Raw genomic sequence first — 13,115 nt, 5'->3', positions numbered from 1 at the left:
GTCACCGCTTGCGCGACACTATGAGCCGACCGGATTCTCGGGCTTGTACAGAAGCGACAGTGGATCCGCAGTGGGATCTGGCTGCCGCAGTTGCGTGGCGGTTCGGCCGATGAACCGTTGCAGGGAGCGGGCCAGGTGCGGCTGGTCGTAGTAGCCGAGCCGGTGCACGACATCCAGGGCGGGGACCCCCGCCCCGAGCAGTGCCGCAGCCTCCCGCGCCCGTTCGATCTGACGGATCGCGCCCTGGGTGAGTCCGGTGGCCGCGGCCACGCGGCGTTGCACCGCTCGCGCCCCGATCCGTGCTGCGCCGCCCCACACCACCTCGTTCACGAGCGGGTCACGGACCAGAACGCCGGCGCGCACGAGCTTCTCCACGAGCATTTCCGCGTCGTCGAAGTCGGGGATCTCCCACTCCTCGTCGCGGAGGAGGAACGTACGTTCGGTCACGTGCGGACTGCCACAGCCGCCGTCGACGAGCGCGCCGATCGGGAGGTGGGGCATCGAGGTGCCATGCGCGAAGGTGATCCCGAACGACTCCGAGTCGCCCACCGTCTCGGCACTCGACGCTGTCGTCTCCGGTCCGCGGACGGCGGCGTGCATGACGCCTTGCTGCTCCCAGAAGACCAGTTCCCAGGTCGACGTGGCGATCGAGGTCATCTTGGCCACCTCGGAGGTGCGGCCGCGCCAGATCCGTGCCACGTAGGGCGAGTCCGATCCGCGATGGTCACTCTCGATCGGCATCGTCCACCCCCTGAACCGATCACCGTCCGCCTGTGGTCGAGGTTATCTCCACGCGGAGCGTGCGGCTCAGCCACCGTCGACAGTGCGACCGCGCCCGAAGTCGGTTCTGCGTCACGCCGGGCCTGGGAGGCTGATGACGCAGATTTCCCAGTTTTGATCAACGCCACCCGGGCGCCTCGTGCCCGAGCCTTCGGTCTCTGCCGCCTCGGTCCCCCCGACACGATCGTCCGCACCGTCGAACTCGGGGTCACGATCACCGACGCCGCGGTGCACGGAGAAGCGTCGGTGGTGTGGTGCGACGTCGTCGGTTCGGTGCCACCATCCCCGAACGCGTCTGACATCCCGACGTTGTCCGGCCGGATCAGCCGAAGTTGTCGGATCCGGGCCGCGCTGTTCGTAGCCGGGTTGAGACGCCGTCCACGGGGGCGGCTGTGACAACCACAGGAGATGCCGGCCGATGTCGCACACACAAGCCAAGGTCCACCGGATGTTCGAGCTCCTCGAGCCGATCGCCACCGTCACCTTTTCCGATATCCCGAACGAGGCGTTCCTGGCCCTCGGCATGCGCGACTACTGGGACGGATACTTCGCCGGCCGGGCCGCGCCGCTGGGGCCGGCGCCGGCCGAGGTGGTGCACGCGGTCTTCTACAACTTCGCCGACGGCGAGGTGGCACGCCACATCCCGTGGGTATGGGGAAAGATCAGCCCGCAGGAGGCGATCGCCGTGCGCGAGCGGAGCAGCGCCGCCGCGCTCCGGCAGCTGATCGGGCAACTCGCCGACTCCCCCGGTCTGGTGCGGGCCGCCGACCTCGCCACCCGGGCAGCGGTCAGCGCGCCGACCGAGGGCCGAGCGCTGTACGCCGCCCTCCGGGCGCTCGACGTTCCCAAGGAGCCGGTGGCCAGGCTCTGGCATGCGGCGACGCTGCTGCGCGAGCACCGCGGGGACGGCCACAACGCCGCCCTCGTCGCCCACGGCATCGGGGGCACCCAAGCCCACGTCCTCATGGCCCTCTCCCTCGGCATGAGAGCCGAGGAGTTCGGCCGCCTGCACCACCTGCCCAAGGCGCGACTGGCCGCCGTCATCGACGGGCTACGCGGCCGCGGCCTCGTCAACGCCACCGGCGGGTTCACCGACGCCGGCCGGGAGACCAAGAAGCGGATCGAGACCCTCACCGACGAGCTGGCGGCACCGCCGTACAACGTGCTCAACGCGGCCGAACTCCACGAGCTCGTCGCGGAACTCGAGCCGATCGCCACCGCGGCACGGAGCTACGACGCCTGAGCAGGCATATGCAAGAGACGCCGCACCCCCCGGCCCAGCCACCGAGGTGATCATTGCGCCCGATCACCCGCACGGTGGAACCGGAGGGCGCCGCCCCGGCCTCACGAAGCTCATGTCCGTCCAGTGCCGCCAGTTCGAGCCGTCGTCAGTGCGCTCCCATTCGGCCGTCATGGACTCGCCGTCTTCGGCGATCACCAGCGTCGCCCGCTCCGTCTCGCCGGCGACCGCCACTTCCACCGGCTGCGTCCCGAGGGGTTGCCCGAGGCGGTGACGTTCCTGGAAACGATGGGGTCCTCGCTCGGCCGCCTCCAGCACGAAGCCGGGCAAGAAGAACGCGCACACCCGCGACCAGGACGCGAAGGGATCTTTGGGAGCAGGACGATTGAGCAGACGTCGCACATCCGTGCGCGTCCTGAGACGGTCTGGCGGTATTTCACCGACCCGGCACGCCTGGCGCAATGGTGGGGAGCGGCCGAGCTGGACGCGCGCCCCCGGCGGCACTCTGCGGGTCGCGATGCGCGGGGGCCCACGTCCGGTGATGCGCGGACGATTCGTTGAGCTCGTACCGTAAAGCGTCTCGTCTTCACCCTCGGCTGGGAACCCGCGCAGGGAGCGCCCCGACGCGGGCGGGTTGACCACCAAGGTCAGCTCGGCCGTCGACGGGGCGCGGAACGCCGCTGACGTTCGTGGTCACCGCCGGCAACGCCACCGACTGCACCGCCTTGCCCAGAGGATCTACGATGCGTAACTGGGCTGCTCTGCGGCGCGGCGCGTTCGGGTCCGCTCAGCCGCGCGGCGTCGCGCGTCGCCCTCTCCGGTCGATGGCGCGCACCTGGCCGCCCCTGGAGACGACGAACGGCGTGGCCGCCCGGAGATGGCCCCGGGTGAGCCGTACCGCCTCCACATGGTCACCGTTCTCGATCGCCCGGCTGATGCGCAGATGGGCGTTGATCACTTCGCGGCGGAGCTTGAGCGCGGGGTAGTCGCCCTCGTCCACCGCCGACCGCGCCCAGGTGATCTCCTGCGTGCTCCAGAGGCTCTCCAGGATGCCGGCGAGCACGTCGAGGGTGCTGTTGCCCGCGGCGACCACGAGCTCCTCGTGAAACCTGGTCGCCATGGCGGTGAAGGCGACGCCGTCCTCGAGCTGCCCCTCGTCCGGGGTGCACAGCGACGCGAGCTTCCTGCCGATCGACACATGGCTGCGACGCCGCGCCGCCTCTTCGGCGCAGAGCGGTTCGAGCATGTTGCGCGCCGCGGCGAGGTCCGCCAGGGGGATCTTGCGGGAGTGCAGGAGGAGACCCACGTGGTAGGCGGCGGAATCGTGCGTCGGATGCAGCACGACCATGCCGCCGCGCTTCCCCCGCCGGACCTTGACCAGTCCTTCCGTCTCGAGGATCCGGAACGCCTCGCGGAGGCTGGGCCTGCTGACCTGGAACTCCTCGAGCAGCACCGCCTCGGTCGGGAGCTCGGAGCCGTCGGCGAGCTCCTCGTCGAGGATGCGCGCGCGCAACTGCGCCGCGACGGCCTCGGCGACACTGAGGCTCGTCAGCGGGGGCGGCCCACCGCCGATGCGGAGGACTTCACGCTGCGGTGCCACTGTCCACACTGCCTTTCGCCTGTCGCCTGTCGTACCAGCAACATAAGATTGTAATCATTTACCGATGGTAGGCAAACGGGGGGGAGTGGCCGGCGGGGCGCCCTAGCGGTCATACTGTTCCCGACCAGTCGGTTGGCCGTAAACCGGTCCGGCGAACCCAGGAGGAGCCGCCCTCGACGAGGCCGAGAGGGACCCCCGCTGCCGGGCCCCCGCGTCGACGCCGGGGAGGCGCTGCGCATCGGGCTGCTGGCCGAGGTCACCGAACCCGGCGCGCTCGGCGACCGGGTCGACGAGGTGCTCGACACGCTCCTCGCCGCGGCGCCGATGTCGCTCGAACTCACCAGGCGGGCGATGCGGCTCGCCCTCGAACCCGCGGTCACCCCTGTGATCCGCGGGCGGTTCAGAGTGTCTCGCCGCCGTCGATGGCGACCGTCTCACCGGTGACGAAGCCGGCCTCCTCGCCGCTGAGGTACGCCACAAGGGAGGCGAGTTCCCCGGCCTCACCGGCGCGGCCCGCCGGAACACGGCGCAGCATCCTCCTGACACTCTCCTCGTTCTCGAACTGCGCCCTGCTCATCTCGGTCGGGAAGTGGCCCGCGGCGACGGCGTTCACCGTCACGCCGTACCTTCCCCACTCGCGCGCCAGGGACCGCGTGAGCTGCACGAGCCCGCCCTTCGCGGTGTCGTACGCCGAAGTGAAGGGCACGGTACGGCGCACGACGTTCGAGACGACGTTCACCACGCGCCCGTACCGGCGCTCGATCATGCCGGGCCCGAACGCGCGCAGCACCCGCACGGCTCCGGTGAGGTGCACGTCGAGCACCCCGGCCCACTCCTCGTCGCTCACCGGCTCGTCGAAGCCCGGGTGTCCGGTGAGGCCCGGGAGCGGCACGAACGGCTTGTAGAGGAGCACACCGGCGTTGTTGACCACGATGTCCACGTGCCCGAACCGTGCCTGGACCTCGGCTCGCGCGCGATCGACCTGTTCGGACGAGGTGACGTCGACGACCAGGCCGACGGCACCGACGCCTTCGGCCGCGGCCAGTTCCGCCGTCTCGAGGACCTCGGCTTCGGTGCGCGCCAGCGCGACGATGCCGGTGCCCTGGGACGCCAGGCGCAGGCAGATCGCGCGCCCCAGGCCGCGGCCGGCGCCCGTGACGACGGCGGTCCGTCCGGTGTCCGTCATGGCCGCCTCACCACAGGCCGCCCTCGCGGCGTACCACGAGCGCCCCGTGCAGTTCGCGCAGCCTGTTCGCGCGCTTGCCGCAGCGAAGCTGCATCGACTTCGCCCGGCGGAAGTGGTGGTGGAGAATGTGCTCCACGGTCGTGCCCACTCCGCCGTGCACCTGCGCTCCGGTGAGCACGGCCTCGACGTAGGACCTGGCCGCGGCGAAGAGCGCCGCGCCGGCGATCGCCGTCTCGTGGGCTGAGGGCTCCGCCCGTGTCAGCGCCTCGTCGGTCAGGAGCCGGGCGCCGTCGACGGCGATGGACATCCGGGCCAGGTGATGGCGGACCGCCTGGAAAGCGCCGATCGGCCGGCCGAACTGGTGCCGCGTCTTGGCGTACCGCGTGCTCTGCGCGAGAACCTCCTCGGCTCCGCCGACCATGGCGCTCGCCCGCAGCAGGTTCGCCCGTGCCAGCGCGTACTCCGCGTCGGCGGCGGGTACGTCGTCCCGCAGCGCGGTGGCCGCGGGCAACCCGACTCCGTCCAGGTCGAGCAGGGACTCACGCTCGTTGTCGACGCTGGGGACGGCGACGCCCCGCTCGCCCACGACCTCCGGCGGCAGCGTCGCGAGCAGCCAGCCGTCCGAGTCGGCGCGGGGTACCAGCACGACCGCGGTGCCGGCCGCGGTGAGCCACTCCACGACCGCGGCGGATCCGGAGAGCAGGAACGCTCCCCCGCCGACGGCCCGCGCGCGCACGGTCCGGTCCGCGGACGCCACCACCGCCGCGGGACTCCCGCCGGCGATGCGCGCCATCAGCTCGTCGGCCCGCTCGTCCGACCCCAGCGAGGCGAGCAGCGTTCCGGTCCGCATGGTCTGCAGCAGCGGCGAGGCGTACGCCGCGCGGCCGATCTCACGGGCCACCATCGCCGCCGCGGCGAGGCTGCCGTCGCCGCCGCCGACCCTCTCGGGAAGGTTCACCGCCGTCCACCCGAGGCCGGTCATCTGCTTCCACCGGGCCTGCTCGTGACCGTCCTCGGACTCCTCCTGCTCGTTGAGGTAGGAATTGCCCACGAAGCCGGACAGGAAGGACCGCGCGGTCGAGGCGAGTTCGGCCTCGTCCCGGGTGAGCATGCTGTCGGTCATCGCGGCAACCCCAGGCTCTGTGTGGCGATGATGTCGAGCTGGATCTCGTTGGCGCCGCCACCGAACCGCCATACCGGCGACGACTGGAGGCCGTGTTCGAGATGGCCGTGCGCCGGGGCGTGCTCGGAACCGTGGGCGATCGTCCCGAGCTCGCCGATCAGGTCGAGCCCGGTGTCGCAGATGCGCTGCCTGAGCTCGCCCCACCAGATCTTGTTGGCCGACGCCTCGGCCCGCGGCACGCGGTCCTCGGCGAGGATCCGGGCCCCCCGCAGGGCGAACAGCCGGCAGATCTCGACGTCGACGGCGAGTTCGCCCATCGCCACCTGGAGCGCGTGGGCCTCGGGCGTGTGGCCGTCCAGCAGGCCGCACTCCTCGGCCCAGCCGCGGAGCTGGCGCAGCTCCCAGCGCGGTTCGTTGTGAAAGAACATCCGCTCGAAGTTGAGCACGCAGACCACGACGGCCCAGCCCTCGTTCTCCTCGCCGATCCGCCAGTCCTCGTGGACGCGCACGTCGTCGAGGAACACCGCGTTGGTGCGCTCCCCGCCCTGCGTGAGGATCGGCTGGACCGTGATGCCCGGCGCGTCCATCGGGAGGACGAACAGGGTGATCCCCCGGTGCCTGTCCTCCTGCGCCCCGGTGCGCGCGGCCAGCCACAGGTGGGTGGCGACCGACGCCCCGGTCGTCCAGATCTTCTGGCCGTTGACGACGTACTCGTCGCCGTCCTTCACGGCCCGCGTGCGCAGCGCCCCGAGATCGCTGCCCGCGTCGGGCTCGCTGTAGCCGATCGCGAACTCGCGCTCCGCGGCCAGGATCGGGGGGAGGAGCTCGCGTTTCTGCTTCTCGTTGCCCATCAGCGCGATCGTTGGGCCGATCGAGTTGAGCGTGAGCAGGCCGTTGGGGAGCCGGCGGTCGTAGAGTTCCTCGCAGAACAGCCACTGCTCGATCCACCCGAGCCCGCGGCCGCCGTACTCCACTGGCCAGGAGACGCCCAGCCACCCGTCGGCGGCGAGCCGTTTCAGGAACCGGCGGCCGTTCTCCCGGGGCTGCATCGGATCCTCGATGTTCTCCGCGCGGGTCGCCTCGACGAGCTCCGGGTCGAGGCCGTCGAGGTAAGTGCGCAACTCCGCCAGGAAGTCCAGGTGCTCGGGGCCCACCACTTCTCGCATGCAGGAGAGGCTAGGGCGCACTCCACCCTTAGTCAACCGTATGGTCGGTTAAATCGATACTCACCTCCACAAGCGGCGAACCGGCCGCCGACTCGGCGACCGGAGCGGGTACGCGCACCTGATCTGCCCCACCGGCGCCTCGCAGGCCACACGGCGAGCCGCCGACCGGTGACACGCGAGGGCCCATTACCTGCAAAGACTTGTCAACCAACCGAATGGTTGGATATACAGGAACCGTCGGTGGCAGCGACGGGGGCGGGGTGGCTGGTGAGCGCGGAACCACAGGCCGTCGTCGGCATCGACGGTGCGGTGGCGGAGCTGATCCTCAACCGGCCCCGCAGGCTGAACGCGATCACCGAAGAGATGCTGCTGGCCATCGAGGACGGCATCGACCTCATCGAGGCACGGCGGTCGGTCAGGGCCCTCGTCGTCCGGGGCGAGGGCCGCGCCTTCTGCGCCGGCGCCGACCTGGCGGCGGCCGGGTTGCGGCTCGACGACGCGGACGAACTCGCGGGGCACGCCGCGATCTGGCGACGCGTCCTCCAACGGCTCGAATCGTCGCCCGTCCCCTCCATCGCGGCCGTGCACGGCGTCGCGGTCGCCGGCGGCCTCGAGTTGACGCTGGCGTGCGACATGGTCGCCATGGCCGCCGACGCGAGGATCGGCGACGGCCACGCGAAGTGGGGCCTGTTCCCCTCCGGAGGAGTGACCCAGCGGCTGCCCCGGACCACGGGGAAGCGGCACGCCTCGTGGCTGCTCTTCAGCGGCGAGCTCGTCGACGCCCGGGAGGCGCTGGCCATCGGTCTCGTGAACGCCGTCGTCCCTCCGGAAGAGCTGCTCGATCACGTACGGGACATGGCCCGCACGATCGCCGCCCGAAGCCCGGCGGCCGTCGCGTCCATGAAACAGGCGGTCCGGGCCGGATCCGACGGGGCCGCCCTCGGCGCGGGGCTCGATCTGGAAGGGCGGCTTCTCCAGGAGCACCGGCATCGGCCCGACATGAAGATCGGACAGGCCGCGTTCACGTCCCGTACGGATCCCCGCTTCCCCGACCTCTGACACCTTCCAGCCCGCACCACGACATGGACCGCGCGAGAGCACCGCGGCCGCGTGCCACCGGCTTCGGCACCGACATTGAGGAATCGCCCGTGCAAGAAGCGAACTTTCCCCGGCTCCTGATCCCCGTCGTCGAGCGCCAGCCCGACCACCTCGCGGTGATCGGGGCGTACGACGGCGGCTACCGGGCCACCTACGCGGAGCACCTCGACCGGGTCCTGCGGCTCAAGGCGGCCTTCGGCCGCGAGCTCTCGCTCGCCGAGCAGGACCGCTTCGCCGTCCTCGCCGGCAACAGCCACCGCTTCCTCGAACTCTGGCACGCGGCGCTGTTCGGCGCCGGGGTGATCAATCCCCTGAACCCCAGGCTGGCCGCATCGGAACTGGAGTTCATCCTGCGGGACTCGCGCACGCGGGTGATCTTCGTCGACAGCGAGCACGCACCGGTGGCGGACCGTCTCCGGTCGACCACCGGCATCGAGAAGGTCGTCCTGCTCGACGACGGCGACCTCCCGCACGACATCCGCTACGAGGACCTCGTCTCCGCGCACGCGCCGGCCGCCGCCGACGAGCCGGACGAGGACGACGTGGTCGTGCTCATGTACACCGGCGGCACGACCGGGACCCCCAAGGGGGTGCTCCTCCAGCAGAGGGCCCAGGTCTCGACGATCTACCACATGGACTTCATGTACCGATACTTCAGCCACGACGACGTGTGCCTGCTCAACACCCCCATGTTCCACGTCGCCGGCTGCCTCGGGACCATGGGCACCCCGGCGGCGGGGAACGTGGCCGTCATCCAGAGGTCGTTCGACCCGGCGAGCACCATCGCCGCGGTGGAGGAGCACGAAGTCACCCTCCTCGGCCTCGTCCCCACCATGATCTCCATGCTGCTCGCCCACCCGGACTTCACGCCCGAGAAGTTCCGCACCGTGCGTGGCCTCGCCTACGGCGGATCCCCGATGCCCGAGGCGCTGATCCAGCGGGTGCTGGAGGTCTTCCCGGGCTGCGAGCTCTTCCAGGTGTACGGGATGACGGAGATGGCGGCCGTCCTGACGTGCCTGCGCACCGCGGAGCACCGCGGTGAGCGCGCCCGCTCCGCCGGGCGGGCGCTTCCGGGCGTGCGCGTCGAGGTGCACGACCCCGCTTCGGGGCGCCCGGTGCCGCGGGGCGGGGTCGGCGAGGTGGTCGCCCGCTCCGGCAGCGCCATGCTCGGTTACTGGGAGAGGCCGGACGAGACCGGCCACGCGTTGCGGGACGGCTGGTACCGCACCGGCGACATGGGCTACCTGGACGACGACGGCTACCTGTTCCTCACCGACCGGCTCAAGGACATGATCATCTCGGGCGGCGAGAACGTGTACTCGACGGAGGTCGAGAACGTCCTGTCGAGCCATCCCGCCGTGCAGCAGGCGGCCGTGATCGGCGTTCCGTCGGAGGCATGGGGGGAGGCGGTCCATGCCGTGGTGGTCGTGCGGGACGGCCACGAGGTGACCGAGGAGGAGCTGATCGGGCATGCGCGCGAGCGGCTGGCCGGCTACAAGGTGCCCAAGTCCGTGGAGCTGCGCACCGAGCCGCTGCCGATGTCGGCGGCGCTCAAGGTGCTCAAGCGCGAGCTGCGCGAGGAGTACCGGGCCGGGGACCGGTCCACGCGGCAGTGAGGCGTGGCCCCGGGCTTCGCCCGGGGCCACGCCTTCGTGGGTGCTGGTCCGTCAGGTGAGGTTGTGCTCGTACTCGGGGACGACGAACGAGTCGGGCTTGCGGACGTCCCCTTCGATCGTCTTCCCGTCGACGTACGGCTCGTCGGAGTAGAACTGCTTCGACCACCGCCGGAACCGCCCGTAGTACAGGTCCTCCCCGCCGGCGAACGGGGGGTGCTCCACGTAGCGCTGGTTCTCCCAGATCGCGAAGTCCCGGCGGATCTGGACGTTCTGAAACTCGATCATCTTCTTCGCCCGTCCCGTCGGCTCGTCCGAGTCGCTGCCCGGCTCGCGGGTCACCGAGATGGTGCAGAAGATCTGGGAGTGCTCCCCGTCGACGGGGGTCGTCGCGGTCAGCTGGTTGTTGACCATGTCGTCGATGTGGAACCGGGCGTTGGACAGGCCCAGTCCCCAGGCCTCCGTCTCCGTCTCGCCGTCGACCGGGCCGTCCGGGGTCAGCCAGGTCGCGGGCCGTCCGTACCCGAACCAGTAGCCGATGCGGGTGTGCAGGTAGTGCTTCTCCTCCTTCCAGAGGAGCGGTCGGCCGGGCTGGCCGGCGCCGTGCACGACGGGGAAGTGGAAGTAGTCGGGGGTGTTCTCGACCGGCGACTGCACGACGATCCTGCGGATGCCGACGTGGTCGGCGCCGTAGGGATAGATCGGGTAGTTGTTCACCTGGTCGCCGAACTCCGGGATGCCCGGCCACTCCCAGAACGGCTCGCGGCCGAACGCGTCGTACCAGGTCAGGATGATCCCCTGCACCTCGCGCGTCTGCCACCGGTCGAGTCCGACCCGGCGGGTCGCCGCGGGCGCGTAGGGGATCTCGTGCAGCTCGCCGCCGGCGGTGAACCGCCAGTCGTGGAACGGGCAGGCGATGCACTCACCGCGGACTCTGCCGCCGTGGCCCAGGTGGGCGCCCAGGTGCGGGCAGTACGCGTCGAGCAGCGAGACCTCACCGCCCTCGGTACGGAAGAGGACGAGGTCCTTGTCGAAGTACTTGACCGGACGCACATCGCCCGGCGCCAGTTCCTCGGAGTATCCGATCTGGTACCACCCGGTCGGGAAGACGTCGTAGGGCCAATCCTTCATCAACGGGCTCCGATCAGATCGATACCAACTGACTAGTTGGTTAAGTGAACCAAGACAGGGGGCGGCAAGTCAAGCGGCACGGCGGTCCGGCCGAGCGCCGTCCCGCTCCGCCGGGCGCGGACCGCGCTCAGTCCCAGGGGTCGGGCAGCCGGGGCCCGGGCTCCGGCCGCTCGGGCCCCGGCACGCGGGTCACGTGCTCGAGCAGCCCGAGGCCGGTCCTCCCGGCCCGCACGAAGTCGAACGGCGTGTACCCGGCCCTGACCCACGTGTCCGAGCCGCCGTCGGGACGCAGGAACGCCACGTGCTGGTAGCCCTCGGAGTGCCGCGGCGCACCGGTGACCACGGTCGCCGTTCCCAGCTCACATGTCACGCCCCACGGGACGCCGCGCTCGGGGCCCGCGACCCGGATCGCCGGGACGTCCAGGCGCTTCATCGCGTTGTGAAGCTGGAGCGCCGCCAGCCGGCCGCCGGCCACCGCATCGGTGCGGGCCGCGTACAGACCGGAATCGTCCTGGAATACCGCGTGGACGCGCGATCCGGCGCGGACGGCGGTGCTCGCGAACGGGCTCCGGCTCGACCACGCCTGACCGGAGACCCGGTGGATCACACTGCCCACCGCGAGAGTGCCGGTGAGGCGGTGCGCCTGGGCGGTCACCGCCACCCCGCCTCCGGTCGCGTCCCCGAGCCGGGCCGGCGGCGCCAGCGGCGCCAGCGCGACGTCGAGGAGCAGGGGGATCCGGCCCGCCCGCCGAGGCCGCGCGTCCCCACCCAGTTCCACGGGCTCTCCCGCTTCCCGGGCGCCGACCGCGATCCGCAGCGCGGAGCGCCCGGCGGCCTCCGCGACCACCATGTCGAAGTCCTTCCGGCCGCCGCCCGGTCCCGATTCGGACCACAGGGTCTGGCCGGAGTCCAGGAAGGCCACCACCCGGGCCGCCCGCGTCCGCCCCTCCCCGCGGACGGACACCGAGATCACCGCCCCCGGGTGCGCGCACACGAACACCCAGTCGCAGTGCGGGGCGGCGGACTCCGGTTGCTCGACAGGAACATCACGCAGCATGCGGGCAGGTTACCAACTAACCAGTCGGCTGGCTACACTGCCCACGGACACGCGCCACCGCTGGACCGCCGGCCGCGTGCGCTGCCGCGCGTGCTGCGCGTGGTGCCGCTGCGGGAGCCGTTCTCCTGGGACATCCGCAAGATCAGGATCTAGGCCCCGCACGGGGCACCGAGCGCGAGTGCCCGGCGCCGCACGGCGGCCGGATCCGTGCCGATCACCGACACCACCGGCACCGTGACGCCGGCGGCCACGTAAGCCGCGAGCCCGGCCCGGACGTCCTCCTCGGTGCCGGTGAGGAACAGCTCGTCGATCACCGAGTCCGGCACGGCGGCCACGGCGGCGCGCCGGTCCCCCGCCCGCCAGGACCGCCACATCGGCTCCAGCGCCGGCCCGCGGCCGAGCCAGCGGTGGTAGGCGCCGTAGACACCGGTGCTCAGGTAGGCCGCCACGAGCGGCCGCGCCAGGTCGCGGGCCGCGCCGAGGTCCTCGGCGCAGACGGTGAACAGCCGCGCCACGACCTCGGCGCCGGGATTCGCGTCGAGCACGAAGGGGAGCACGGTGCGCACGTCGTCGGCGCTCAGCCAGTTGAGGATCACGCCGTCGCCCTCCGCACCCGCCAGCCGCAGCATGCGCTCCCGGAGCGCGGCGACCAGGATCCGGGGCCGGTGCGGGGGCGTCCTCCCCAGGCGGAAGCCGTCGATGCGGATGGTGTCCGACTCGAACGCGACCCGCTCGCCCTCGAAGGCCCGCCGCAGGAACCGGATCGTGTCGCGCATCCGGCCATAGGGCCGCTCGAACTCCGCGCCGTGCCACCGGGTGACCATGTTCTCGCTCGAGGTGCCGATGCCGAGGCGGATCGGCGCGGTGCTCAGCTCGGCGAGGCCGAGCGCCTGCATCGCCAGCAGCGCGGGGCTTCGGGTGAAGACGCCGGCGATCGACGTCCCGACCCGGAGCCCGGGCTGGGACAGGGCCGCCACCGTCAGCGGGGCGAACGCGTCCGCGGCGGTCAGCTCGCTCGTCCAGACGTCGGTGTACCCCGCCGCGGCCACGTCCGCCAGGATTCCGGGCAGCTCGCCGAGGGGCTCCTCGCCGATCGGCAGGGTGAGCCCGATCCGCCTCAT

14 protein-coding genes are annotated in these 13,115 nt (G+C 71.5%); 5 read left to right on the top strand and 9 right to left on the bottom strand.

Features of this window, described 5'->3' with window-relative positions; genetic code table 11:
- Window positions 1-18 precede the first annotated feature (18 nt).
- Window positions 19-741: an AraC family transcriptional regulator gene (locus CHC11_RS27585; protein WP_089314731.1), complete on the bottom strand. Its 723-nt coding sequence runs from the start codon at window positions 739-741 to the stop codon at window positions 19-21.
- A gap of 457 nt (window positions 742-1,198) precedes the next feature.
- Between CHC11_RS27585 and CHC11_RS27580 the strand changes: the two genes are divergently transcribed.
- Window positions 1,199-2,023: an SCO6745 family protein gene (locus tag CHC11_RS27580; protein WP_089314730.1), complete on the top strand. Its 825-nt coding sequence runs from the start codon at window positions 1,199-1,201 to the stop codon at window positions 2,021-2,023.
- A gap of 63 nt (window positions 2,024-2,086) precedes the next feature.
- Here the strand turns inward: CHC11_RS27580 and CHC11_RS42910 are convergent, their stop codons facing one another.
- The gene (locus tag CHC11_RS42910; RefSeq protein WP_245919846.1) at window positions 2,087-2,422 is read right to left on the bottom strand and encodes a hypothetical protein; all 336 of its coding nucleotides are present in this window, start codon (window positions 2,420-2,422) and stop codon (window positions 2,087-2,089) included.
- Here CHC11_RS42910 and CHC11_RS43955 point away from each other — a divergent pair.
- Window positions 2,309-2,581, top strand: a complete 273-nt coding sequence (locus tag CHC11_RS43955) for an SRPBCC family protein (RefSeq protein ID WP_425427348.1) — start codon at window positions 2,309-2,311, stop codon at window positions 2,579-2,581. The two genes, CHC11_RS42910 and CHC11_RS43955, sit on opposite strands and share 114 nt — an antisense overlap.
- A gap of 226 nt (window positions 2,582-2,807) precedes the next feature.
- Here the strand turns inward: CHC11_RS43955 and CHC11_RS27570 are convergent, their stop codons facing one another.
- Window positions 2,808-3,620 (bottom strand): FadR/GntR family transcriptional regulator, encoded by an 813-nt coding sequence (locus CHC11_RS27570; RefSeq protein WP_179279033.1) that lies wholly within the window; start codon window positions 3,618-3,620, stop codon window positions 2,808-2,810.
- Between the two features lie 132 nt (window positions 3,621-3,752).
- On the opposite strand from CHC11_RS27570, the gene CHC11_RS40600 reads away from it, so the two are divergent.
- A complete protein-coding gene (locus CHC11_RS40600) occupies window positions 3,753-4,064 on the top strand; it encodes a Clp protease/crotonase-like domain-containing protein (RefSeq protein ID WP_143227342.1) in 312 nt (103 codons plus the stop codon).
- On the opposite strand, the gene CHC11_RS27565 is transcribed toward CHC11_RS40600, so the two are convergent.
- From CHC11_RS27565 to CHC11_RS27555, 3 genes are read right to left on the bottom strand one after another with little or no spacing between them, the layout of a single operon-like run.
- On the bottom strand, window positions 4,021-4,806 hold the full coding sequence (locus CHC11_RS27565; RefSeq protein WP_089314727.1) for an SDR family NAD(P)-dependent oxidoreductase: 786 nt from the start codon (window positions 4,804-4,806) through the stop codon (window positions 4,021-4,023). The two genes, CHC11_RS40600 and CHC11_RS27565, sit on opposite strands and share 44 nt — an antisense overlap.
- Window positions 4,807-4,813: 7 nt before the next feature.
- Complete coding sequence (locus CHC11_RS27560) at window positions 4,814-5,929, bottom strand: acyl-CoA dehydrogenase family protein (RefSeq protein WP_179279032.1); 1,116 nt, start codon at window positions 5,927-5,929, stop codon at window positions 4,814-4,816.
- Entirely contained in the window at window positions 5,926-7,095 is a 1,170-nt protein-coding gene (locus tag CHC11_RS27555; RefSeq protein ID WP_089314725.1) for an acyl-CoA dehydrogenase family protein, read from the bottom strand. Before CHC11_RS27555 ends, CHC11_RS27560 begins: the two co-directional genes overlap by 4 nt.
- A gap of 240 nt (window positions 7,096-7,335) precedes the next feature.
- Between CHC11_RS27555 and CHC11_RS27550 the strand changes: the two genes are divergently transcribed.
- Together CHC11_RS27550 and CHC11_RS27545 are read left to right on the top strand one after the other, a co-directional pair.
- On the top strand, window positions 7,336-8,154 hold the full coding sequence (locus CHC11_RS27550) for an enoyl-CoA hydratase/isomerase family protein (RefSeq protein ID WP_179279031.1): 819 nt from the start codon (window positions 7,336-7,338) through the stop codon (window positions 8,152-8,154).
- Window positions 8,155-8,243: 89 nt separating this feature from the next.
- On the top strand, window positions 8,244-9,809 hold the full coding sequence (locus CHC11_RS27545) for a long-chain-fatty-acid--CoA ligase (protein WP_089314724.1): 1,566 nt from the start codon (window positions 8,244-8,246) through the stop codon (window positions 9,807-9,809).
- A gap of 51 nt (window positions 9,810-9,860) precedes the next feature.
- On the opposite strand, the gene CHC11_RS27540 is transcribed toward CHC11_RS27545, so the two are convergent.
- From CHC11_RS27540 to CHC11_RS27530, 3 genes are all read right to left on the bottom strand, one after another.
- Window positions 9,861-10,937, bottom strand: coding sequence for an aromatic ring-hydroxylating oxygenase subunit alpha (locus CHC11_RS27540; RefSeq protein ID WP_089314723.1), 1,077 nt, complete (start codon window positions 10,935-10,937; stop codon window positions 9,861-9,863).
- 127 nt (window positions 10,938-11,064) lie between these two features.
- Window positions 11,065-11,994, bottom strand: coding sequence for a hypothetical protein (locus tag CHC11_RS27535; RefSeq protein ID WP_089314722.1), 930 nt, complete (start codon window positions 11,992-11,994; stop codon window positions 11,065-11,067).
- A 149-nt stretch (window positions 11,995-12,143) separates the two neighbouring features.
- On the bottom strand, window positions 12,144-13,115 hold the full coding sequence (locus tag CHC11_RS27530; protein ID WP_089314721.1) for an LLM class F420-dependent oxidoreductase: 972 nt from the start codon (window positions 13,113-13,115) through the stop codon (window positions 12,144-12,146).

This window comes from Actinomadura mexicana, from assembly GCF_900188105.1.
GTDB lineage: Bacteria > Actinomycetota > Actinomycetes > Streptosporangiales > Streptosporangiaceae > Spirillospora > Spirillospora mexicana.
This window is presented reverse-complemented; position numbering and strand designations above follow the sequence as displayed.

Bases quoted from the DNA above. Each gene is read 5' to 3' on its own strand.
- CHC11_RS27585 (WP_089314731.1), bottom strand. From the start codon at position 741: ATGCCGATCGAGAGTGACCATCGCGGATCGGACTCGCCCTACGTGGCA.
- CHC11_RS27580 (WP_089314730.1), top strand. From the start codon at position 1,199: ATGTCGCACACACAAGCCAAGGTCCACCGGATGTTCGAGCTCCTCGAG.
- CHC11_RS43955 (WP_425427348.1), top strand. From the start codon at position 2,309: ATGGGGTCCTCGCTCGGCCGCCTCCAGCACGAAGCCGGGCAAGAAGAA.
- CHC11_RS27565 (WP_089314727.1), bottom strand. From the start codon at position 4,806: ATGACGGACACCGGACGGACCGCCGTCGTCACGGGCGCCGGCCGCGGC.
- CHC11_RS27560 (WP_179279032.1), bottom strand. From the start codon at position 5,929: ATGACCGACAGCATGCTCACCCGGGACGAGGCCGAACTCGCCTCGACC.
- CHC11_RS27555 (WP_089314725.1), bottom strand. From the start codon at position 7,095: ATGCGAGAAGTGGTGGGCCCCGAGCACCTGGACTTCCTGGCGGAGTTG.
- CHC11_RS27540 (WP_089314723.1), bottom strand. From the start codon at position 10,937: ATGAAGGATTGGCCCTACGACGTCTTCCCGACCGGGTGGTACCAGATC.
- CHC11_RS27535 (WP_089314722.1), bottom strand. From the start codon at position 11,994: ATGCTGCGTGATGTTCCTGTCGAGCAACCGGAGTCCGCCGCCCCGCAC.
- CHC11_RS27530 (WP_089314721.1), bottom strand. From the start codon at position 13,115: ATGAGGCGGATCGGGCTCACCCTGCCGATCGGCGAGGAGCCCCTCGGC.